The organism is Pseudacidovorax intermedius, from assembly GCF_001476815.1.
GTDB classification, from domain to species: domain Bacteria; phylum Pseudomonadota; class Gammaproteobacteria; order Burkholderiales; family Burkholderiaceae_C; genus Xenophilus; species Xenophilus intermedius_A.
The window spans coordinates 1-20302 of the sequence record NZ_LDSL01000037.1 but is presented as its reverse complement, the minus strand read 5'-3'; the positions used below and the strand labels follow the sequence as shown (position 1 = coordinate 20302).

At 71.0% G+C, this 20302-nt stretch carries 23 protein-coding genes and 3 tRNA genes; 18 read left to right on the top strand and 8 right to left on the bottom strand.

Annotation, left to right across the window (positions count from 1 at the left end; genetic code table 11):
• The first annotated feature begins 26 nt into the window (after nucleotides 1-26).
• Nucleotides 27-707 (top strand): DUF3540 domain-containing protein, encoded by a 681-nt coding sequence (locus NS331_RS05530; protein WP_058641011.1) that lies wholly within the window; start codon nucleotides 27-29, stop codon nucleotides 705-707.
• An 8-nt stretch (nucleotides 708-715) separates the two neighbouring features.
• Nucleotides 716-1111, top strand: coding sequence for a DUF4150 domain-containing protein (locus tag NS331_RS05525; RefSeq protein ID WP_058641010.1), 396 nt, complete (start codon nucleotides 716-718; stop codon nucleotides 1109-1111).
• Between the two features lie 20 nt (nucleotides 1112-1131).
• Here the strand turns inward: NS331_RS05525 and NS331_RS05520 are convergent, their stop codons facing one another.
• Complete coding sequence (locus tag NS331_RS05520) at nucleotides 1132-1674, bottom strand: hypothetical protein (protein WP_058641009.1); 543 nt, start codon at nucleotides 1672-1674, stop codon at nucleotides 1132-1134.
• Between the two features lie 126 nt (nucleotides 1675-1800).
• Here NS331_RS05520 and tagH point away from each other — a divergent pair, with 126 nt between their 5' ends.
• Complete coding sequence (gene tagH, locus NS331_RS05515; RefSeq protein WP_058641008.1) at nucleotides 1801-3576, top strand: type VI secretion system-associated FHA domain protein TagH; 1776 nt, start codon at nucleotides 1801-1803, stop codon at nucleotides 3574-3576.
• A 30-nt stretch (nucleotides 3577-3606) separates the two neighbouring features.
• Nucleotides 3607-4383, top strand: a complete 777-nt coding sequence (locus NS331_RS05510; protein WP_058641007.1) for a PP2C family protein-serine/threonine phosphatase — start codon at nucleotides 3607-3609, stop codon at nucleotides 4381-4383.
• A gap of 45 nt (nucleotides 4384-4428) precedes the next feature.
• On the opposite strand, the gene NS331_RS05505 is transcribed toward NS331_RS05510, so the two are convergent.
• The 6 genes from NS331_RS05505 to tssA all read right to left on the bottom strand — a co-directional run bounded on the left by NS331_RS05505 (nucleotide 4429) and on the right by tssA (nucleotide 9345).
• Nucleotides 4429-4941, bottom strand: a complete 513-nt coding sequence (locus tag NS331_RS05505) for a hypothetical protein (protein WP_058641006.1) — start codon at nucleotides 4939-4941, stop codon at nucleotides 4429-4431.
• Between the two features lie 28 nt (nucleotides 4942-4969).
• Nucleotides 4970-5476: a hypothetical protein gene (locus NS331_RS05500; protein WP_058641005.1), complete on the bottom strand. Its 507-nt coding sequence runs from the start codon at nucleotides 5474-5476 to the stop codon at nucleotides 4970-4972.
• Nucleotides 5477-5530: 54 nt separating this feature from the next.
• Nucleotides 5531-6010: an Hcp family type VI secretion system effector gene (locus NS331_RS05495; protein WP_058641004.1), complete on the bottom strand. Its 480-nt coding sequence runs from the start codon at nucleotides 6008-6010 to the stop codon at nucleotides 5531-5533.
• A 171-nt stretch (nucleotides 6011-6181) separates the two neighbouring features.
• Entirely contained in the window at nucleotides 6182-7675 is a 1494-nt protein-coding gene (tssC, locus tag NS331_RS05490) for a type VI secretion system contractile sheath large subunit (RefSeq protein WP_058641003.1), read from the bottom strand.
• A 31-nt stretch (nucleotides 7676-7706) separates the two neighbouring features.
• Nucleotides 7707-8219, bottom strand: a complete 513-nt coding sequence (gene tssB, locus NS331_RS05485; RefSeq protein ID WP_058641002.1) for a type VI secretion system contractile sheath small subunit — start codon at nucleotides 8217-8219, stop codon at nucleotides 7707-7709.
• A 76-nt stretch (nucleotides 8220-8295) separates the two neighbouring features.
• A complete protein-coding gene (gene tssA / locus NS331_RS05480) occupies nucleotides 8296-9345 on the bottom strand; it encodes a type VI secretion system protein TssA (RefSeq protein WP_058641016.1) in 1050 nt (349 codons plus the stop codon).
• Nucleotides 9346-9417: 72 nt separating this feature from the next.
• Between tssA and tssJ the strand changes: the two genes are divergently transcribed.
• The 10 genes from tssJ (at nucleotide 9418) to NS331_RS05430 (ending at nucleotide 18414) form a co-directional block, all read left to right on the top strand.
• Entirely contained in the window at nucleotides 9418-9936 is a 519-nt protein-coding gene (gene tssJ / locus NS331_RS05475; RefSeq protein WP_058641001.1) for a type VI secretion system lipoprotein TssJ, read from the top strand.
• 224 nt (nucleotides 9937-10160) lie between these two features.
• Entirely contained in the window at nucleotides 10161-10841 is a 681-nt protein-coding gene (locus NS331_RS05470; protein WP_058641000.1) for a LuxR C-terminal-related transcriptional regulator, read from the top strand.
• A gap of 75 nt (nucleotides 10842-10916) precedes the next feature.
• Nucleotides 10917-11612: a phosphoglycolate phosphatase gene (gene gph, locus NS331_RS05465; protein ID WP_058640999.1), complete on the top strand. Its 696-nt coding sequence runs from the start codon at nucleotides 10917-10919 to the stop codon at nucleotides 11610-11612.
• Nucleotides 11613-11878: 266 nt separating this feature from the next.
• Entirely contained in the window at nucleotides 11879-13390 is a 1512-nt protein-coding gene (locus NS331_RS05460; RefSeq protein ID WP_058640998.1) for an anthranilate synthase component I family protein, read from the top strand.
• A 5-nt stretch (nucleotides 13391-13395) separates the two neighbouring features.
• Entirely contained in the window at nucleotides 13396-13986 is a 591-nt protein-coding gene (locus NS331_RS05455; protein ID WP_058640997.1) for an anthranilate synthase component II, read from the top strand.
• Nucleotides 13986-15038: a low-specificity L-threonine aldolase gene (gene ltaE, locus NS331_RS05450; RefSeq protein ID WP_058640996.1), complete on the top strand. Its 1053-nt coding sequence runs from the start codon at nucleotides 13986-13988 to the stop codon at nucleotides 15036-15038. Before NS331_RS05455 ends, ltaE begins: the two co-directional genes overlap by 1 nt.
• A gap of 22 nt (nucleotides 15039-15060) precedes the next feature.
• Nucleotides 15061-15711 (top strand): LysE family translocator, encoded by a 651-nt coding sequence (locus NS331_RS05445; protein WP_058640995.1) that lies wholly within the window; start codon nucleotides 15061-15063, stop codon nucleotides 15709-15711.
• A 51-nt stretch (nucleotides 15712-15762) separates the two neighbouring features.
• Nucleotides 15763-16806, top strand: a complete 1044-nt coding sequence (trpD, locus tag NS331_RS05440) for an anthranilate phosphoribosyltransferase (RefSeq protein ID WP_058640994.1) — start codon at nucleotides 15763-15765, stop codon at nucleotides 16804-16806.
• A gap of 22 nt (nucleotides 16807-16828) precedes the next feature.
• Complete coding sequence (gene trpC / locus NS331_RS05435) at nucleotides 16829-17635, top strand: indole-3-glycerol phosphate synthase TrpC (RefSeq protein WP_058640993.1); 807 nt, start codon at nucleotides 16829-16831, stop codon at nucleotides 17633-17635.
• Between the two features lie 11 nt (nucleotides 17636-17646).
• Entirely contained in the window at nucleotides 17647-18414 is a 768-nt protein-coding gene (locus tag NS331_RS05430; RefSeq protein ID WP_058641015.1) for a uracil-DNA glycosylase, read from the top strand.
• A 51-nt stretch (nucleotides 18415-18465) separates the two neighbouring features.
• Here the strand turns inward: NS331_RS05430 and NS331_RS05425 are convergent, their stop codons facing one another.
• Nucleotides 18466-19587 carry a patatin-like phospholipase family protein gene (locus NS331_RS05425; protein WP_082702272.1) on the bottom strand — a complete coding sequence of 374 codons (1122 nt, stop codon included), beginning with the start codon at nucleotides 19585-19587 and terminating at the stop codon, nucleotides 18466-18468.
• A gap of 143 nt (nucleotides 19588-19730) precedes the next feature.
• On the opposite strand from NS331_RS05425, the gene NS331_RS05420 reads away from it, so the two are divergent.
• From NS331_RS05420 to NS331_RS05405, 4 genes are all read left to right on the top strand, one after another.
• Nucleotides 19731-19816 (top strand) — tRNA-Tyr (locus NS331_RS05420).
• Nucleotides 19817-19890: 74 nt separating this feature from the next.
• Nucleotides 19891-19964: transfer RNA gene (locus tag NS331_RS05415), tRNA-Gly, on the top strand.
• 37 nt (nucleotides 19965-20001) lie between these two features.
• Nucleotides 20002-20076: transfer RNA gene (locus NS331_RS05410), tRNA-Thr, on the top strand.
• A 78-nt stretch (nucleotides 20077-20154) separates the two neighbouring features.
• Nucleotides 20155-20302: GTP-binding protein (locus NS331_RS05405; RefSeq protein ID WP_242873660.1), on the top strand; the 148-nt coding region annotated here is incomplete at its 3' end.

The window sequence follows — 20302 nt, the reverse complement described above, 5'->3', positions numbered from 1 at the left end:
GCACGCTTCTTCACCCCGAGCCCGCCATGACCCTCGCTTCCTCCGCCGCCCATCGCCGCGCCGCCGCCCGGGCGCCGGGCGCCGCGCCCGCGCCCATGCAGGTCGGCGGCATCCTGCGTGCCGAGCAGGACCGCTTCTGGGTCGACCCCGGCCCGGGCGCCGAGGCCGTGCCGCTGCTGCGCGCCGCCAGCTGCCTGCTCGTGCCGCGGCCGGGCGACACCGTGGGCTGGATCGCGGCGCCGGCCGACCGGCCCGCCGGCGCCGCCGCGGGCTGGATCGTCTTCGTGCTGGCCCATGCGCCCGCGGCCGCGCCGGTGCCGGCGGTGCTGCGCTTCGAAGGCGACATGCGGCTGGAGGTGGCCGGGCGCTGGCGGGCCGAGACGGCCGCCCTGCAGGTGCAGGCCGCCGAGGCCGCACTGCAGCTGGGCGAAGTGCGCGTGGGCTTCCGCACCCTGCGCGCCGTCGGCCAGTTGCTGCAGAGCACCGTGAACAGCACCCGATGGGTCGGCGAGGAGTTCTGCGCCGTGGTGCAGCGCTGGTTCCAGCAGGGGCAGTCGCACCATCGGCACACCGAGGGCCTGGACCAGGTGCAGGCCGGCACCCTGCAGCTGCAGGCCGAGACACTGGCCCGCATCGAGGCGCCCACGGTGCTGACCGACGGCGCGGGCCTGGTCAAGACGCGCGGCGCGCAGATCCATTTCGGCTGAGGACGGCCATGTTCGCCAACACGCAGATGATGGGCATGGACATGGGCTTCCCCGACGTGTGCATGACGCCGGCCGCGCCCTCGCCCCTGCCCATTCCCTATCCCAACATCGCCCTGGGCCCCATGGCCATCCCCAACTGCCCGACCATCCTGGTCCTGGGCATGCCGGTGCACAACCTGGGCACCACCATCCCCATGACCAATGGCGACAACGCGGGCGTGCTGCTGGGCGTGGCCTCCGGCACGGTGATGGGTCCGAGCCGGCACCTGACCGGCGCCTTCACCGTGCTCTTCAACAACATGCCGGGCACGCGCCTGAGCAGCACCTCGCTGCAGAACAGCACCAATTGCCCCGGCGTGCGCGCGGTGCCCAGCCAGACGCTGGTGCTGCTGCTGGCGCCATGAGCATGGGGCCGCCCGCGCCCTCAGCGGCGCCACTGCGCGCCGACGTCCTGCGGCGGCCGGTACAGCTGCGGCTGCCGCGCCTGGTCCACGCGCAGCAGCGCGGTGGTGAAGGCCTCGATGTCGTTGGCCGCCTGCGCCACCGGCGAGCGCCGCTCGCGGCCATCCGTCAGCACCCGGTGGGCACGCCCCGCCTCGAAGTCCACCTGCATCACCAGCGGCAGCGGCCCTTCGTAGGTGCAGCGGCGAAAGCCCGGTACGGCCTCGATGCGCTGGCCGTCGACCAGCTCCAGGTCATACAGGAAGAGGTTGTGCCGGGTGCGGTTGCCAGGGCCGTAGCGGCAGTAGGCGGTGGCGCTGCGCACGCGCTGCAGCCAGGCGCGCGCATGGGCGGCGGCCTGGGGCAGGTACTCGGGAGACCAGGCCGGATCGAGCCGGCGCAGGTGGCCGTCGAGGCTGTCGTTGACGAGTTCGACCAGCCGCGCATTCGGCTGGTCGCCCGGCTGCTCCCGAGGCCCGCCCGTGCAGGCGGCCAGTACGGCGGCGATGAGCGAGGAGACCAGCATGCGGCAACCCTTTGAAGCGAGGAACGGGACCATGGTGCGCATTGGACGATCCAGGCGGCAGGGCTTTCAACTCGGCCGGATGGCCAGGGCCGCGGCGGCGGCGCCGGTGCAGGCGGAGGGCCGGCCATGATCCGCATCCGCGTCACCGGACACCAGGGCCGCATGGCGCCCGGCGCGATGGCCACCTTCGGCGCCGCGGGCGGCACCATCGGCCGCGCGCCGCAGAACGCGCTGGTGCTGGACGATCCGGACCGCACCGTCTCCCGGGTGCATGCGCAGGTGAACTGCCGTGGCGGGCGTTTCTTCCTCGTCGACCGCGGCAGCAACCCGCTGCAGTGCGACGGCCGGCCCGTGGGCGCGGGCAACGAGGTGGAGCTGCGCGGCGGCGAGCAGCTGGTGATCGGCACCTTCGCGCTCGCCGTGGAGGCGGCCGAGGCGCTCCCGCCCGGCCCGGCCGCCACCGCCGGGCCGCCGGCGCCGGCGCCGCAGCCCGTGGCAGCGGGCGACGATCCCTTCGCCGACCTGCTGGCTGGCCTGGGGCCCGGCCCGGCCGCGCCGGCGGCGGCGTCGCCGGCCAGGCGCAGCGACGCCGCCGCGGCCGCGCCGGCGCTGCCGGCCGCCTTCGCCGACCCGCTGGGCGCGGTGCCCGGCCCGGCCGCCACCGCGCCGGCGGACGACCCCTTCGCCGGACTGCTGGGCCCGGCGCCCGCGGCGCCGGCCCTGCCGGACGATTTCTCCGACCTCGGCCTGCCCGCGGCCTCCCACCCCACGGCCAACGCGCAGCGCATCGACGACCTGTTCGGCATGGGCGCCGGGCTGCCGGGCAGCGACCCGCTGGCGCTGTCGCCGCTGGCCGACCCGCTGCTGCAGCCCAACACGGCGGGCAGCGCGGCCGATCCGCTGGCGGCCTTCGCGCAGCCGGCCCCCGCCAGCCAGGCGCCGCGCAGCGACCATGTGCCCATCGGCCGCTTCGGTTTCACGCCGCCGCGCGAGGCCGAAGGCGGCGGCGCTGGCGGTGATGCGGCCGCCGAGCCCATCCGCATCGGACGGGCGCCGGCGCCCAGGCCGGCCGCACCGGCCGCCGCCATGCCGCCCTCCGCGCCGCGGGCGGGCGCGGCGCCCGTGCAGACGCCGCCCGGCGCGGGCGCAGCCGGCGCGGTCCCGGATCCGTTCGCCGACCTGCTCGGCGACGAGCCCTTCGGCCCTGCCGTGGCCTCGGGCGGCTTCGTCGATCTGCTGGCGCCGGCATCCCCGCCGATGCCGGCCGTTGCGGACGCGAGCGGCGACGCCGGCGAACTGCTCGCCGCCTTCCTGCGCGGCCTGGGTGGCATGCACCAGCCGCCGGCCCAGCTCACGCCGGCGCTCATGGAGCGCGTCGGCGTCATGCTGCGCAGCGCCACCGAGGGCACGCTGCAGCTGCTGCTCACCCGCCAGGAGCTCAAGCGCGAGGTGCGGGCCGAGGTCACCATGATCGCGGCCCAGGCCAACAACCCGCTCAAGTTCTCGCCGACGGTCGAGGTGGCGCTGGGCCACCTGCTCGGCCCGCCGCTGCGCGGCTTCATGCCGGCGGAGGCGGCCATGCGCGATGCCTACGACGACCTGCGCGCCCACCAGTTCGGCGTGATGGTCGGCCTGCGCGCGGCGCTGGCGTCGCTGATCGAGCGCTTCGGCCCCGAGGCGCTCGAAAAGAAGATCGCCGCCCGCTCGGCGCTCGACAGCCTGTTCGCGGCCAACCGCAAGGCCCGGCTGTGGGACCAGTTCACGGCCCTGTACGGCACCATCGCCGCCGAGGCCGAGGACGACTTCCACAGCCTGTTCGGCCAGGCCTTCCTGGCGGCCTACGAGGCCCAGATGGCGCGCCTGAAGCAGGGCGCGGCGGAAGCCCCGCCGCCGGCCGCCTGACCCTATCCCGACAGCGAACGAGGAGCGCGCGTGGAAATCGAGCTCGTCACCCTGAGCCGCCAGGGCGGCCGTGACTACAACGAAGACGTGTACGGCCACTGGCACGACGACCGCCACCTGCTGTGCCTGGTGGCCGACGGCGCGGGCGGCCACGGCGGCGGCGACGTGGCCGCCGCCACGGCCCGCGCCAGCGTGCTGGCCGGCTTTGCCGCCGCACCCAGCCTGGCGCCCGACGCGGTGCGCGCGCTGGTCGACGCCGCCAACCTGGCCATCGTGGCGCGGCAGGCCGAGGGCGGCAAGCTCGCGGCCATGCGCTCCACGCTGGTGCTGGCCGCCATCGACCTGGAGGCCCAGGCCATGGTGTGGGCGCACAGCGGCGACAGCCGGGCCTACCTGTTCCGCGGCGGCGCCGTGGTGGCGCGCACCACCGACCACAGCCTGGTGCAGCAGATGGTGGCCGGCGGCATGCTCGACGACGAAGGGGCCCGCCTGCATCCCCAGCGCAACATGCTGCTGTCGGCGCTGGGCTCGGTGAGCGAGCCGCCGCAGGTGGACGTCTCCGGCCCCATGCGGCTGCAGCCGGGCGACGTGCTGCTGCTGTGCTCCGACGGCATCTGGGAGCCCCTGGGCGAGGACCGCCTGGTGCAGACCCTGCACGCCGCCCGAACCGCCACCCGGTGGTCCGAACTGCTGGATGCCGCCGTGCGGGCCGAGGCCAAGCCGGGCCACGACAATTACACGGCGCTGATGCTGTGGGTCATGGCCGAGGAGGATGCGGATGCCACGCGGCTGATGGCGGGGCCGTAGGCGCGGCCCTGCGGCGGTCGCGGGCCGCCGCGCGGGGCCGCGCGCTCAGCCGCCGTACTGCCGCGGCTTGTCGCGCGTGGCCTTGAGCGCGCTGATCAGCTCCGGCGGCCACTCGCCGTAGGTGTAGGGCAGCATCCAGTAGGCCGAGGAGCTTTCGCGCAGGCAGCGCTGGTAGCAGGCCTCGTTGAGCTGGTCCACCGCGTAGAGCACCTTCTGGATGCTGCTGGGCTGGCCGTACTTGCGGAAGGGGTCCATCCGCAGGTCCACCGCCTTGGCCATGCCGCGCTTGACCAGCTGCGCCTGGAAGCCCTGGATGTGGGCCCGGGTGATCGGCCCCATGAAGCCGTCGACGTCGATGCTGTCGTACGTCGGGTCCGGCGGCTGGAAGTCGTAGGAGGTGCGCGGCGTGGCGTGGTAGTACAGGATGCTGAACAGTGCCTGCACCAGCATCACGTCCTCGCGCAGGTTGGTGCCGCCCGCGCCCACCGTCCAGTCGATGTTGTAGACCTGGTGGCCGACGCCGCTGCCGCCGTGGCTGCCGAATGTGCTGAACGCCATGATGCTTCCTGACTGTCCGGGGCGGCTTTCAGCCGATGCGGTAAACCTTCGAGAGGGCCGCGGCCAGGTCGACCGGCACGATGTCGCTGCGGGCCTCGAGCGGCATCGAGCGCAGGCCGTCGCCGCGGAAGCAGTAGTCGTTGAGCCACACCAGCGCCACCAGGTAGACGCGCCGGCCGTGGACCACCAGGCCGCCGGACTTGCGGCTCATGGGGTCGAAGCCGTGGTCGTTGTTGATCGGCTCGGTCTCGTACTTGCGCAGCTGGTCGAGAAAGGTGTCGATGTGTGCCTGGGTGACGGGACCGTGGATGCCGTCGACGGCGATGTCGCCGCCGCCGATGGCCGGCGGCTCGAAGCGCGTCCCCGAGTCCGAGCGGCCGCCCAACTCGTAGTAGAAGATCTTGAGCAGCACCTGGACCAGCTTGACGTCCAGCTTGAGGTTGCGGGCGCGCGGGTTGCGGCCCACCACCGCATCGATGTTGTAGCGGCGCAGGGGCATGCCGCGGTGGTCGCGGGTTTCGAGCACGTAGGCCATGGGGGTTCTCCGGCAGGGCCGGCCCCTGTCGCGGGGCCGGCATGGGGCCTGGATTCAGCGCGTCTCGGTGGTCGCGATGTTCCAGCCGAACTTGACCTCGCCGCCGAGGCCGCCCTTGTCGTCCTGCCCCTTGTAGGCGAACTCGATGTCCTTGTAGCTGCAGGTCACCGATTCCACCAGGTCGCCGCCCTGCGAGCCGCCGGGCTGCACGCCGTTGATGAACACCTCCTTCATCGTGACCTTCAGGAAGTCCTGCTGGCCCTCGCCCGACTTGCGGCAGGTGAGCACCAGGTCCTTGAAGTGCTTGCCCGAAGCGCAGTTCTTGGCCAGCACGGGCGAGGCCTTGTCATAGAGGTGCGTGAAGTGGAAGTCGCCGGGGTTGGCCTTGCCCTTGCCCGATCCGCCGCCGCTGGTGGAAAGCGCGGCATTGCTCACGCCCCAGGACCACGACAGGATCTCGATCTCGTCCTTGTGGTCCTTGTGGGTGGCTTCGCCCTTGACGCCATCGAGCTTGATGTGAAAGTCGCAAGACATGTCCGTACTCCTCGTCGCCCGGTCGTGCGGGCAGTGGTTGGTGAAAGTGGTGGGGGATTCGCCGCCATGGTCCCGGGTGATTCCCGGAACGCCGGCTGTCTACAGGACGAAGGGGCGGGCGAGATTTCAAAGACCCCGCGGCCCCTTTGTCGTCGGCCGCTGCGCAGCCCCTCAGCCCGCGCCCTTGGCCGAGGGCAGCTTGGAGACCAGGCGCAGCGACACCGTCAGGCCTTCGAGCTGGTAGTGGGGACGCAGGAAGAACTTCGAGGTGTAGTAGCCGGGGTTGCCCTCCACCTCCTCGACCACCACCTGCGCCGCGGCGAGCGGCTTCTGCGCCTTGGTGATCTCGGAGGAGTTGGCGGGGTCGCCGTCCACGTAGTTCATGATCCACTTGTTGAGCCAGCGCTCCATCTCGGCGCGCTCCTTGAAGGAGCCCACCTTGTCCCGCACGATGCACTTGAGGTAGTGCGCGAAGCGGTTGCAGGCGAAGAGGTAGGGCAGGCGCGCCGCCAGGTTGGCATTGGCCGAGGCGTCCGGGTCGTCGTACTCGGCCGGCTTGTTGAGGGACTGGGCGCCGATGAAGGCCGCGAAGTCCGAGTTCTTGCGGTGGATCATCGACAGCAGGCCGGCCTTGGACAGCTCGGCCTCGCGGCGGTCGCTGATGGCGATCTCGGTGGGGCACTTCTGGTCCACGCCGCCGTCGTCGCTCGGGAAGGTGTGCAGCGGCAGGTTCTCCACCGCGCCGCCCGACTCGATGCCGCGGATGCGCGAGCCCCAGCCGTATTCCTTGTACGAGCGGTTGATGTTGGTGGCCATCGCATAGGCCGCGTTGGCCCAGGCGTACTTGCCGTGGTCGGCGCCGGCGGTGTCTTCCTCGAAGTCGAATTCCTCCACCGGGTTGGTGTTGGCGCCGTAGGGCGTGCGCGCGAGGAAGCGCGGCATGCACAGGCCCAGGTACTTGGAGTCGTCCGACTCGCGCAGCGAACGCCAGGCGGCGTACTCGGGCGTGCCGAAGATCTTGGTCAGGTCGCGCGGGTTGGCCAGTTCCTGCCAGCTTTCCATCTGCATCAGGCTGGGGTTGGCGCCGGTGATGAAGGGCGCATGCGCGGCGGCCGCGATCTTCGCCATCTCGCCCAGCAGCTCGACGTCGGGCGGGGTGTGGTCGAAGTGGTAGTCGCCCACGATGGCGCCGAAGGGCTCGCCGCCGAACTGGCCGTATTCCTCCTCGTAGACCTTCTTGAACATCGGGCTCTGGTCCCAGGCCGCGCCCTTGAACTTCTTCAGCGTCTTGCCCAGCTCCTGCTTGGAGACGTCCATCACCCGGATCTTCAGGTTCTCGTCCGTCTCGGTGTTGTTCACCATGTAGTGCAGGCCGCGCCAGGCGCTCTCGAGCTTCTGGTAGTCGGGGTGGTGGATGATCCGGTTGATCTGCTCGCTGAGCTTGGCGTCGATGGCGGCGATCATGGCCTGGATCGACTGCGTGACGTCCTTGCCGATCAGCGCCGTATTCGACAGCGCCTGCTGCGCCAGCGTGAGCACGGCGGTCTCGACCGCGCTCTTGGCCTCGTCGCTGCGGGGCTTGAATTCCTTCTGCAGCAGCGATGCGAAATCGCTGCCGGCGTACTCGACCTCTTTCAGCGCGCTTTGCTGGAGTGCTTCTGCCATGGGGTTCTCCTCGGTCCGGGGCGGGTGGGTGTTAGGCGGCGCTGCCGTCGGCCGGCTTCCTGGCGGCGGCCAGCGACTGCAGCAGGGCCGGGTCGTCCAGCACCTTGGCCAGCAGTTCCTCGGCACCGCCCTTGCCGTCCATGTAGGTGACCAGGTTGGACAGCTGGTTGCGGGCTTCCAGCAGCTTGTTGAGCGAGTCGACCTTGCGCGCCACGGCGGCGGGCGAGAAGTCGTCCATGCTCTCGAAGGTGAGTTCCACCTTCAGGTCGCCCTCGCCGGTCAGGGTGTTGTCCACCGCGAAGGCCGCGCGAGGCTTCATGGCCTTCATGCGGGCGTCGAAGTTGTCGACGTCGAACTCCAGGAACTTGCGCTCGGCCACCGGCGCCAGCGGGTCGGCGGGCTTGCCCGACAGGTCGGCCAGCACGCCCATCACGAAGGGCAGCTGCACCTTCTTCTCGGCGCCGTACAACTCGACGTCGTACTCGATCTGCACGCGCGGCGCGCGGTTGCGGGCAATGAATTTCTGACTGCTCTTGGCGGACATGGGAAAGCTCCTTGGAGGAGAGGGGTGAAGCGGGTGGCGCGTGCGGCGTGCGCCGGGTGGGTGAGCGGGCAGCGTTTCAGTCGCCGGCGGCGCGGGCGCCGGTCACGTGCTCGATGGCGCCCATGGCGTCGGGCGCGAGGTTGGCGATGATGTCCAGGAAGCCCACGCCGATGAGCTTCTTGGCGCGTTCGATGAGCAGCGGGGCCGGGTTGCCGGGCTCGGTGCGCTGCAGGTAGGCGATGACCTTGTCGAGCATCAGCAGGGCATCGGCGCGCGACTGGATCTCGCCGCGCAATGGCGCGGCGCCGCCGCCAGCGGGCGGAGCGCCGTCGCCGTCCTGGCCGCCGGCCGCGGTGCCGGTGGGCGCTGCGTCGCCGGGCGCCGTGCCGCCCGCCAGGCCCTGCGCGGCCTGGCCCAGCATGTGGCCGATGGCGCGCAGGCGAGCCATGTCCACCGCCTCGTCCAGGCCGCTGCGCGCGTTGAGCAGCTGCCGCAGGCCGTTGATCGCCGGGCCCGCGGCGGCCATGCGCCCGGCCACTTCCGGCTGGGCCTGCACGATCTCCTCCAGGCCGCCCTGCAGCTGCGAGGCCGAGTAGCCGGCATCGCCCGTGCCCGGCGCGAGCAGGTTGCGCGCGACCGCCACGTCGCGCACCCGGATGCGGCCCAGGCTGCGCGCCGTGCCCACCCAGGCGTCGTAGAGGTCGCGCACCACGAGCGCATCGTCGGCCAGCGGCGCGAGCGCGTTCAGGCGCATGGTCGGGTCGTCGCCGTCGTCCGCGTCCAGCATGGGGTGCAGGCGGTCCCAGTGGCGCTCCAGCAGCCCCCCGAGCAGCTGCATGCCCGCGAGAAAGCCTTCCAGGCCCTGCAGCCGCGTGCCGGCGCGCAGCAGGTGCACGGCCACGCGCAGGTCCTTGGTGCGCTTGAGCAGGGCCTGCGCGGCAGTGGCCACCTGCGGCCATTCCGGCTCCACGGCGGGGATCACGGTGTCGCCGAACTGCTGCTCGGGCTTGCCCTGCGACGCGGCCTCGAGTGCGATGAAGTCGGGGTCGTACTCCAGGTCGTCGCCGCAGGGCGATGCCTCGCCGATGGGCTCCAGCAGTGCGTCGACGAGATCTGGGGTCAGCATGTTGCCTGTGGGAAAGTGCTGCGGATAATCGAAGATGCCCACCCCCAGGGTCAATGCAACGAAGGAAATAGCATGCAGGCGCCAACCCTCCAACGTTCGTCCTATGGCCGCCTTGCGCGGCGTCTGCGGGGGTGCGGCGCAGCCGCCGCCGCACTGCTGCTCGTGGCCTGCGCGGCACCGCCGCCACCGCCCAAGCCTGTTGTCACGCCGGTGGTGCTGCAGCTTAGGGGCGGTGCCGATGCCAATCCCGATGCGCGCGGCCGCGCCTCGCCGGTCACGGTCCGCGTCTATGCGCTCAAGGCGGCCACGCCCTTCGAGGCGGCCGACTTCTTCACGCTGTTCGACAAGGACCAGGCCACCCTCGGCGCCGAGCTGGTGCAGAAGGAAGAGGCGCTGCTGCGGCCCGGCGAGAGCCGCCGCGTCGAGATGACGCTGCCCGCCGATGCCCGCGCCCTGGCCTTCATGGCGGCCTACCGCGACCTGGATCGCGCCCGCTGGCGCGAGGTGCGGCCGGTGGAGCCGGGCAAGGCGCTCAAGCTCGACGTCACCTTCGGCGCCCGGCAGATCCGCATCGAGCCTTCCGCGCCCTGAATGCGCGTCGGGCGCGCATTGCGGTGCGCGCACCCGCATCGGCCATAGGACGACAGAGCTATGCCATTCGGGCAGGTGGCTGCCTTGATGGCCCCCGGGATCGGCGCTATCGTGCCCGCTTCGAGCCTGCGAAGGCGGGCCCTGCCGGTGCATGCATCGTGGTGGCGGGGCCCGGCAGGCGCCAGCGTGAATCGCATTCCCCGGTCCCTCCCAACGAGCACGCCATGAGAATCCTGATCGCCGAAGACCATCGCCTGGTCATCGAAGCCATGAAGGCCAAGCTGGCCGAACTGGAGGACGGCGTGGCCTTCGTGGTGGCGACGACTGCCGCCGAGTTGCGCGCCCTGGCTGCGGACGACGTCGACCTGGCCCTGATCGACCTCAACATCCCCGGCGCCGAGCAGTACGACCACATCGACGAATTGCGCCGCCGCCATCCGGAGGTGCCGGTGATCGTGGTTTCCGGTTACGAAGATCCGGCCATGATGCGCGCCGTGCTCGACCGCGGCGCGCTGGGCTTCATTCCCAAGGCCTATTCGCCCGAGGTCATGCTGTCGGCCGTGCGCCTGGTGCTGGCCGGCGGCGTCTATGTGCCGCCGATGATGCTGTCGGCCCTGGCGGGCGGCATCGCGCCGCATGTCGGCGCCGGGCCGCTGCAGAAGGCCGCCACCGCTTCCGCGCCGGCCGGCGCGCCCACGCTGGAGCACCTGCGCAACGTGCTCACCGAGCGCCAGGTCGAGGTGCTGCAGCTGCTGTCGCAGGGCAAGCCCAACAAGCTCATCGGCCGCAGCCTGGGCATCAGCGAAGGCACGGTGAAGATCCACCTGGCCGCCATCTTCCGCGCGCTGAACGTGCGCAACCGCACCGAGGCGGTGGTCGCGGCGCAGTCCTTGACCGAAGCGTAGGAGACGCCCGGCCGGGGGGTGGCGCAGGGTCCGGGCGGTACAGTCGCGAGCCCGACTCCGACCCCGACTGCCGCCGTGACCGCTGCCTTCTTCGACCGCTCCTCCCTCGACGCCGCCATCGTGGACCTCGACGGCACCATGGTGGACACCCTGGGCGACTTCGATGCCGCGCTGGGCGCCATGCTGCAGGACCTGTCGCTGCCGCCCATCGAGGCGGGCGTCATCGGCACGCTGGTGGGCAAGGGCTCCGAGCACCTGATCCGCGCCGTGCTGCAGCACGTCGGTGCATCCTCGCCCGAGGCGCTGTTCGACCAGGCTTGGGCGCGCTACCAGCACCACTACCTCGCCATCAACGGCCGGCATTCGACCGTCTACCCCGGCGTGGCCGAGGGCCTGGCGGCGCTGCGCGCGCAGGGCCTGCCCCTGGCCTGCCTGACCAACAAGCCGCTCGCCTTCGCGCGGCCGCTGCTGGCGGCCAAGGGGCTGGACGGTTTCTTCGACCACGTGTTCGGCGGCGACAGCTTCGCGCGCAAGAAGCCCGACCCGCTGCCGCTGCTCGGCACCTGTGAGGCCCTGGGCAGCGCGCCGGGCCGCACGCTGGCGATCGGCGACTCCAGCAACGATGCGCAGGCCGCCCGCGCCGCCGGCTGCCGGGTGGTGCTGGTGGGCTACGGCTACAACCACGGCCGGCCGGTGCGCGAGGTGCCGGCCGATGCGTACCTGGATTCGCTGGCGGACCTGCGCTTCGGCACCGGCGGCACGGCCCCCTGACGGGCCCTTGCGCAAACGGTCGCCGCCCGCAGGCCCTGGGCTACACTCCGCGCCTCTCATGTTCATTCATCACGTCATCCAGACGGGGCAAGGCTGCCGGGGAGCCTGGCCCTGGCGCAAGCCAAAGACGTTGACCGCCTGATCGCGCGGCCTTCGCGGCTGCGCACGCCTGGCCCGGCCGATGCTTCCGTCGCCGGGCCGCTCCAGACAGACCGAATGAATCGCCGCGCGGGCCACACGAGCGCCCGCCGGCCAGGAGAAACCCCGTGATCACCGAACTCGAGTTCAAGAGCCTCAGCAGCCAGGGCTTCAACCGCATCCCGCTGATGACCGAGGCCTTCGCGGACCTCGAAACCCCGCTCTCCCTCTACCTCAAGCTGGCCCATGGCCACGGCGCCGCCGGCGGCGGGCGCCACAGCTTCCTGCTCGAATCCGTCGTCGGCGGCGAGCGCTTCGGCCGCTACAGCTTCATCGGCCTGCCCGCGCGCACGCTGCTGCGCGCCAGCGGCTTCGGCGACGAGGCCCGCACCGAGGTCGTGACCGATGGCCAGGTGGTCGAGACCGCCAGCGGCAACCCGCTGGACTTCATCGCCGCTTATCAGAAGCGCTTCAAGGTGGCCTTGCGCCCCGGCCTGCCGCGTTTCTGCGGCGGCCTGGCCGGCTACTTCGGCTACGACGCGGTGCGCTACATCGAACGCAAGCTCGAGAAGACCTGCCCGCCCGACACGCTCGGCTGCCCCGACATCCTGCTGCTGCAGTGCGAGGAGGTGGCGGTCATCGACAACCTGTCGGGCAAGCTCTACCTGATCGTCTACGCCGACCCGTCGCAGCCCGAGGCCTATGCCCGCGGCAAGCGCCGGCTTCGCGAGCTCAAGGACCTGCTGCGCTATTCGGTGGCCGCACCGCAGGTCAAGCCCACGCAGGCGCATCCGGCCGAGCGGCCCTTCGCCAAGGCCGACTACCTGGCGGCCGTGGAGCGCGCCAAGGAACTGATCGCCGCCGGCGACTTCATGCAGGTGCAGGTGGGCCAGCGGATCAGCAAGCGCTATACCGAGTCGCCGCTGTCGCTGTACCGCGCGCTGCGTTCGCTCAACCCCAGCCCCTACATGTACTTCTACGACTTCGGCGACTTCCACGTCGTCGGGGCCTCGCCGGAGATCCTGGTGCGGCAGGAGCAGGCCGGCGACGGTGAACAGCGAATCACCATCCGCCCGCTGGCCGGCACCCGGCCGCGCGGCGCCTCGATGGAACTGGACAAGGCCGCCGAGGTCGAGCTGGTCAACGACCCCAAGGAACGCGCCGAGCACGTCATGCTGATCGACCTGGCCCGCAACGACATCGGCCGCATCGCCAAGACCGGCAGCGTCAAGGTGACCGAGGCCTTCGCGGTCGAGCGCTACAGCCACGTGATGCACATCGTGAGCAACGTCGAAGGCACGCTGCTGGACGGCATGGGCGCCATCGACGTGTTCAAGGCCACCTTCCCGGCCGGCACGTTGACCGGCGCGCCCAAGGTGCATGCCATGGAACTGATCGACCAGCTGGAGCCGACCAAGCGCGGCCTGTACGGCGGCGCCTGCGGCTACATCAGCTATGCCGGCGACATGGACCTGGCCATCGCCATCCGCACCGGCGTCATCAAGGACCAGGTGCTGCACGTGCAGGCCGCGGCCGGCGTGGTGGCCGACTCGGTGCCCGAGCTGGAATGGAAGGAAACCGAGGCCAAGGCCCGCGCGCTGCTGCGTGCGGCGGAGCTGGTGGAAGAAGGCCTGGAGTGAGCGCCATGAAGCTGCTGATGATCGACAACTACGACTCCTTCACCTACAACTTGGTGCAGTACTTCGGCGAGCTGGGCGCCGAGGTGGAGACGGTGCGCAACGACGAGATCACGCTGGAAGGCATCGGCGAGCGCATCGCCGCCGGCGTCAGCCGGCTGGTGATCTCGCCCGGCCCCTGCTCGCCGGCCGAGGCGGGCGTGTCGGTGCCGGCCATCCAGGCCTTCGCCGGCAAGCTGCCCATCCTGGGCGTGTGCCTGGGCCACCAGAGCATCGGCGCGGCCTTCGGCGGCCGGATCGTGCGGGCCCGCCAGCTGATGCACGGCAAGGTCAGCGAGATCACGACCACGCGCGAGGGCGTGTTCGCCGGCCTGCCCGAGCGCTTCACCGTCAACCGCTACCACTCGCTGGCCATCGAGCGCGAAAGCTGCCCCTCGGTGCTGGCCGTCACGGCCCGCACCGACGACGGCGAGATCATGGGCGTGCGCCACACCGAGCTGCCGCAGGCGGTGCGGATGGAGGGCGTGCAGTTCCATCCCGAATCCATCCTCACCGAGCACGGCCACGCCATGCTCCGCAACTTCCTGGAGCCCGCCTGATGGCCCACGCCGCCCCCATCGACCTGCGCAGCGACACCGTCACCCGCCCCACCGCGGCGATGCGTGCGGCCATGCTGGCCGCGCCGGTGGGCGACGACGTCTTCGGCGACGACCCGACGGTCAATGCGCTGCAGGCGCGCATCGCCGAGATGCTCGGCTTCGAGGCGGCGCTGTTCGTGCCCACGGGCACGCAGAGCAACCTGTGCGCCCTGCTGGCCCACTGCCAGCGCGGCGACGAGTACATCGTGGGCCAGATGCAGCACTGCTACCGCTGGGAAGGCGGCGGCGCCGCGGTGCTGGGCAGCATCCAGCCCCAGCCGCTGGAGCACCAGGCCGACGGCACGCTGGCGCTGGCCGACATCGAGGCGGCGATCAAGCCGGACGATGCGCACTTCGCGCGCAGCCGGCTGCTGGCGCTGGAGAACACCCTCGGTGGCCGGTTGCTGCCTTTCGACTACGTGCAACGGGCCACGGCGCTGGCGCAGTCGCGCGGCCTGTCGCGCCACCTCGACGGCGCGCGGCTTTTCAACGCAGCCACCGCCCAGGCCCAGGCCACCGGCGGCGACGTGCGAAGCGAGGCCCGGCGCATCGCGCAGTGCTTCGACAGCGTCTCGGTCTGCTTCAGCAAGGGCCTGGGCGCGCCCGTCGGCTCGGCGCTGTGCGGCTCGCGCGACTTCATCGCCCGCGCCCACCGGGTGCGCAAGATGGCCGGCGGCGGCATGCGCCAGGCCGGCATGCTGGCGGCGGCCGCATTGCATGCGCTCGACCACCACGTCGACCGTCTGGCCGACGACCATGCGCTGGCCCGGCGCCTGGCGCAGGGGCTCGACGGCATCGAGGGGCTGACGGTGCAGGCCCCGCACACCAACATCGTCTTCGTCGATCTCACGGGCGCTGCGCAGGAACGCGCTGCGGCGTTGCTGCCCAGCCTCGAGGCGCAGGGCATCCTGGCGACGGGGCTCTACCGGCTGCGCTTCGTGACGCACCTCGACGTCGACGCCGCCGGTGTCGACCGGGCCGTGGCGGCGATCCGCGCCTTCTTCAAGGCCTGACCATCGGAAGCAGGAGCGCGCGATGCCCGATCTTCCCCATCTGCTCGCCTTCATCGCCGCCGGCTGGCTGCTCAACCTCACGCCGGGCCCCGACGTGCTGTACGTGGTGACGAACGCGCTGCGTTCCGGCGTTCGCGCCGGCATCGTGGCCGGGCTCGGCATCACCACCGGCTGCTTCGTGCACATCGCCGCCGCGGCCATCGGCGTCGGCACGCTGATGGCGACCTCGGCGGCAGCCTTCACGGTGCTCAAGGTCATCGGCGCGGCCTACCTGCTGTACCTGGGCGTGCGCATGCTGCTGTCGAAGGCGGCACCGCCCGCCGAGCTCGACGGCGCTGCCTCGGCCGTGGACGCGCCCCGCAGCCTCAAGGCCATCTACCTGGGCGGCTTCTGGACCAACGTGCTCAACCCGAAGGTGGCGCTGTTCTTCCTGGCCTTCGTGCCGCAGTTCATCGCGCCGGGCACCGACGACAAGGCGCTGGCCTTCGTGCTGCTGGGCGTGCTGTTCAACGTCAACGCCATTCCCGTCAACGTGGGCTGGGCGCTCGCCGCGGGCTGGCTGGCGCGCCGCAGCGCGGTGCGCGACGGCCTGCGCTGGCTCGACCGCGTGGCCGGCGTGCTGTTCATCGGCTTCGGCCTCAAGCTGGCCTTCAGCGACGCGCCCTCGCGCTGAACGTCCGCGCCTTTCCCTCCTTCTTCCGCCTTCGAGAAAGCAGACACCGCCATGCCCATCACGCTCCAGGAAGCCGTGCAGCGCACCATCGAGCACCGGGAGATCTTCCACGACGAGATGCTCCACATCATGCGCATGATCATGCGCGGCGAGGCCTCGCCCGTGATGACGGCGGCGCTGATCACCGGCCTGCGCGTCAAGAAGGAGACCATCGGCGAGATCACCGCCGCCGCGCAGGTGATGCGCGAGGTGGCGCTGCACGTGCCGGTGAAGAACCGCACGCACCTGGTCGACATCGTCGGCACCGGCGGCGACGGCGCCCACACCTTCAACATCTCGACCTGTTCCATGTTCGTGGCCGCGGCCGCGGGCGCCAAGGTCAGCAAGCACGGCGGCCGCAGCGTCAGCAGCAAGTCCGGCAGCGCCGACGTGCTGGAGTCGCTCGGCGTGCACATCAACCTCGGCCCCGAGCAGATCGCCCGCAGCATCGAGGCGGTGGGCATCGGCTTCATGTTCGCGCCCAACCACCATCCGGCGATGAAGAACGTGGCGCCGGTGCGGCGCGAGCTGGGCATCAAGACCATCTTCAACATCCTGGGCCCGCTCACCAACCCGGCCGGTGCGACGCACATCCTGATGGGCGTGTTCCACCCCGACCTGGTGGGCATCCAGGTGCGGGCGCTGCAGCGGCTGGGCGCGGAACATGCGCTGGTGGTCTACGGCCGCGACGGGCTGGACGAGATCTCGCTCGGCGCCGCCACCATGGTCGGCGAGCTGAAGAACGGCGAGATCCGCGAGTACGAGGTGCATCCCGAGGACTTCGGCCTGCGCATGGCCAGCCTGCGTGCGCTGCGGGTGCAGACGCCGGAGGAGTCCAAGGCGGTGCTGATGGGCGTGCTGGCCGGCGAGCACGGCGCGCCACGCGACATCGTGCTGCTCAATGCGGGCGCGGCGCTCTATGCGGCCGATGTCTGCGACTCCATCGCCAGCGGCATCGAGCGCGCGCGCGAGGCGCTGGACAGCGGCGCGGCCCGCGCCCGCCTGTCGCAGCTCGTGCAGTTCACGGCCGATGCGGCCAGCAGGGCTGCGGCCTGAACAACGAGAAGGAAGCCATTCCATGTCCGACATCCTGAACAAGATCGTCGCCGTCAAGCACGAGGAAGTGGCCGCTGCCCGCAAGCGCGTGCCGCTGGAGGCCATCCGCGCCGACGCCGAGAGCCGGGTGCTCACCCGCGACTTCGTCGGCGCGCTGCGCCGCCGCATCGCCGCCGGCCAGGCGGGCGTGATCGCCGAGATCAAGAAGGCCAGCCCCAGCAAGGGCGTGATCCGCGAGGGTGAATTCATCCCCGCCGACCTGGCGCAGAGCTATGCCCTGGGTGACGGCGACATGGCCGCCGCCTGCCTGTCGGTGCTGACCGACCGCCAGTTCTTCCAGGGCAGCCCCGACTACCTGCGCCAGGCGCGCGCCTCCTGCGACCTGCCGGTGCTGCGCAAGGACTTCATGGTCGATGCCTGGCAGATCTACGAGTCGCGCGCCATGGGCGCCGACTGCATCCTGCTCATCGCCGCCTGCCTGGACGATGCGCAGATGCGCGACTTCGAGGCCATCGCCCTGGGCCTGGACATGGCCGTGCTGGTCGAGGTGCACGACGCCGACGAGATGGCGCGCGCGCTGAAGCTGCGCACGCCCCTGGTGGGCGTCAACAACCGCAACCTGCGCAGTTTCGAGGTGTCGATCCAGACCACGCTGGACCTGAAGGCCATGGTCCCGGCCGATCGCCTGCTGGTCACCGAATCGGGCATCGCCACGCGCGAGGACGTGCAGCAGCTGCGCGACGGCGGCGTGAACGCCTTCCTCGTCGGCGAGCGCTTCATGCGCGCGCCGGAGCCGGGCGAGGCGCTGGCCGAGCTGTTCGCCGCATGATCCGGGACGGCATGGCCACCCCTGGCGCCTCCGGCGTCATCACGCAGCTGCAGTCCGCCGACCCGGCCGACTGGCCGGTGGCCGAGGGCTGGCGGCCCCTGGTCGACCGCTTCTTCGCCAGCGACAAGGGCCGCGGCCTGCTCGGTTTTCTGCAGGAGCGGCTGCAGGCCGGGGCGGTGATCTTTCCGCCCCAGCCGCTGCGTGCGCTGGAACTCACGCCGCCGGAGGCCGTGCGCGTGGTCATCCTGGGCCAGGACCCGTACCACGGCCGCGGCCAGGCCGAGGGCCTGGCCTTCTCGGTCGCGCCCGGCGTGCGCCTGCCGCCCTCGCTGCGCAACATCTTCCAGGAGCTGGAGCGCGACCTGGGCACGCCGCCGCCGAAGTTTCCGAACCCTGGCGGCAGCCTGGTGCGCTGGGCGCAGCAGGGCGTGCTGCTGCTCAACACCTGCCTCACCGTGGAAGAAGGCCAGCCGGCCAGCCACGCCAACCGCGGCTGGGAAGTGCTGACCGATGCCGTCATCCGCCACGTGGCCGACGGTGAGCGGCCGGTGGTCTTCATGCTGTGGGGCTCCCATGCGCAGAGCAAGCGGGGCTTCATCGACGCGAAGCGCCACAAGCTGCTGATGGCCAACCATCCCTCGCCGCTGTCGGCGCTGCGGCCGCCGGTGCCCTTCATCGGCTGCGGGCATTTCGGCCAGGCGCGGGCCTGGCGGGAGGCGCAGCGGGCGTTGGCGGCGGGCTCGGCGGGCGCCACTGCGGGCGAGGGCGAGGCCGGCTGAGGTTTCGTTCGCCGCGCCGCGCGGCGACGCTGGCGCGGCGCTTGCCGCAGATCAGGCGCGGCGCAGGCGGGCCGGTTCCTCGGGCAGCGGTTCGGTGGGCATCGGCGCGCCTGCCACGTAGTCGGCCTGGATGTCGATGGTGGTGCGCTGGCCCACGTCCTCGAAATGCCGCGCCAGCCAATCGGCGGCGGCCCGGCGGCCGCGTTCGAACAGCTCCTCGAGCATCGCGATGTCGGTCGACAGCTTGGTCGCCGAGGGCAGCGGGTCGTCCAGCGCGCTGTCGATGTCGATGCGGTGCAGCCGCAGCTGGCGGAACTGCCGGCCTTCCTGCAGCCGGCCGTCGGCCCCCAGCTGCTGCATGAAGTCGATGGCGCGCATCTGCGAGATCAGGCTGGCATTGAAGGCGAGTTCCTCCACGCGCTGGGCGATGTCGTGCGGCGCCCGGGGCGTCTCGTCGCGCCGCAGGGGGTTGAGCTGCACCAGCACGATGTCGGCGCTCTCGGCGTTCTCGATCAGCGGCAACAGGGCGGGGTTGGCCGAATAGCCGCCGTCCCAGTAGGGCTCGCCGTCGATCTCCACCGCCTGGAACATCGTCGGCAGGCAGGCCGAGGCCATCACCGCCGACAGCGTCAGGTCCGCACCCTGGAAGATCCGGGCACGCCCGGAGCGTACCTGGGTGGCCGACACGTACACGCGCGGATGGTCCAGCGCGGCGATGGCCTCGAAGTCGATCTCCTGGTCCAGCAGGGTGCGCAGCGGGTTGATGCCCAGCGGATTGAACTGGTAGGGCGAGGCCCAGGCGTCCGCGCCTCTTGCCGCAAAGGCCGGCGCATGGCCGAACAGCATGCGCACGAACTGCGAGGCCATGGCGCTTGGCGCGCCGGCGCCGGCCACCCGGTGCCACACGCGCTGCAGCGTCTCGCGGGCCAGGGCGCGCGCCGCCGCCTGCGTCGCGTCGCCGTCCGACGATGCGCAGGCGAAGCCATGGGCCAGGGCCACCGCATTGACCGCGCCGGCGCTGGCGCCGCTGATGCCTTCCAGCGCCAGGCGGCCATCCTCCAGAAGGGCGTCGAGCACGCCCCAGGTGAAGGCGCCGTGCGAGCCGCCGCCCTGCAGGGCCAGGTGCACCTTGCGGCGTTCAGCGGAAGGGGAGGGGGCGGCAATGGCTTTCATGCCGTCATTGTGCAGTGCAGCAAAAAGATGTGGGAAGGCCGTGCTGCCGGGAGGGCGTAGGCAGCTGCGCCGCGGGCAAGACGAAAATTTTTTGGTGCCTGCTCGCCAACCTGCGCAGATGCTGCTATAGTCTTGCGTTCGCCGGAGAGGTGGCCGAGTGGTTAATGGCAGCAGACTGTAAATCTGCCGGTTTATACCTACGCTGGTTCGAATCCAGCCCTCTCCACCAGCGAATGATGAAAGTTGCCGAGCGATTTTCGTGCGAGGCCGGCGCCGCCGAGTGGTGGTGCCAAGTGTCACGATGCGGGAGTAGTTCAATGGTAGAACCCCAGCCTTCCAAGCTGATGACGCGGGTTCGATTCCCGTCTCCCGCTCCAAGCGGCTTCATCAAACGTTAGCGACGTTTTTCAAGTTGCCCTTGTGGCTCAGTGGTAGAGCACTCCCTTGGTAAGGGAGAGGTCGCGGGTCCGATTCCCGCCAAGGGCACCATCGATTGCAGGGATGGTGCGGCAGCCGGCTGCACAAGTCCATGTACATGTGGTCTAAGTTGTATTCGGAGTCCAGACAATGGCAAAAGGCAAGTTTGAACGCACCAAGCCGCACGTGAACGTGGGCACCATCGGTCACGTGGACCATGGCAAGACGACCCTGACGGCGGCCATCGCCACGGTGCTGTCGGCCAAGTTCGGCGGCGAAGCCAAGAAGTACGCCAAAA

Coding starts and splice junctions, on each gene's coding strand:
- NS331_RS05445 (WP_058640995.1), top strand. CDS start 15,061: ATGCCCGATCTTCCCCATCTGCTCGCCTTCATCGCCGCCGGCTGGCTG.
- tagH (WP_058641008.1), top strand. CDS start 1,801: ATGATCCGCATCCGCGTCACCGGACACCAGGGCCGCATGGCGCCCGGC.
- NS331_RS05425 (WP_082702272.1), bottom strand. CDS start 19,587: ATGAAAGCCATTGCCGCCCCCTCCCCTTCCGCTGAACGCCGCAAGGTG.
- NS331_RS05495 (WP_058641004.1), bottom strand. CDS start 6,010: ATGTCTTGCGACTTTCACATCAAGCTCGATGGCGTCAAGGGCGAAGCC.
- NS331_RS05530 (WP_058641011.1), top strand. CDS start 27: ATGACCCTCGCTTCCTCCGCCGCCCATCGCCGCGCCGCCGCCCGGGCG.
- NS331_RS05500 (WP_058641005.1), bottom strand. CDS start 5,476: ATGGCCTACGTGCTCGAAACCCGCGACCACCGCGGCATGCCCCTGCGC.
- ltaE (WP_058640996.1), top strand. CDS start 13,986: ATGGCCCACGCCGCCCCCATCGACCTGCGCAGCGACACCGTCACCCGC.
- trpD (WP_058640994.1), top strand. CDS start 15,763: ATGCCCATCACGCTCCAGGAAGCCGTGCAGCGCACCATCGAGCACCGG.
- tssJ (WP_058641001.1), top strand. CDS start 9,418: ATGCAGGCGCCAACCCTCCAACGTTCGTCCTATGGCCGCCTTGCGCGG.
- tssB (WP_058641002.1), bottom strand. CDS start 8,219: ATGTCCGCCAAGAGCAGTCAGAAATTCATTGCCCGCAACCGCGCGCCG.
- trpC (WP_058640993.1), top strand. CDS start 16,829: ATGTCCGACATCCTGAACAAGATCGTCGCCGTCAAGCACGAGGAAGTG.
- NS331_RS05470 (WP_058641000.1), top strand. CDS start 10,161: ATGAGAATCCTGATCGCCGAAGACCATCGCCTGGTCATCGAAGCCATG.
- tssC (WP_058641003.1), bottom strand. CDS start 7,675: ATGGCAGAAGCACTCCAGCAAAGCGCGCTGAAAGAGGTCGAGTACGCC.
- NS331_RS05455 (WP_058640997.1), top strand. CDS start 13,396: ATGAAGCTGCTGATGATCGACAACTACGACTCCTTCACCTACAACTTG.
- NS331_RS05430 (WP_058641015.1), top strand. CDS start 17,647: ATGGCCACCCCTGGCGCCTCCGGCGTCATCACGCAGCTGCAGTCCGCC.
- tssA (WP_058641016.1), bottom strand. CDS start 9,345: ATGCTGACCCCAGATCTCGTCGACGCACTGCTGGAGCCCATCGGCGAG.
- NS331_RS05520 (WP_058641009.1), bottom strand. CDS start 1,674: ATGCTGGTCTCCTCGCTCATCGCCGCCGTACTGGCCGCCTGCACGGGC.
- NS331_RS05525 (WP_058641010.1), top strand. CDS start 716: ATGTTCGCCAACACGCAGATGATGGGCATGGACATGGGCTTCCCCGAC.
- NS331_RS05505 (WP_058641006.1), bottom strand. CDS start 4,941: ATGGCGTTCAGCACATTCGGCAGCCACGGCGGCAGCGGCGTCGGCCAC.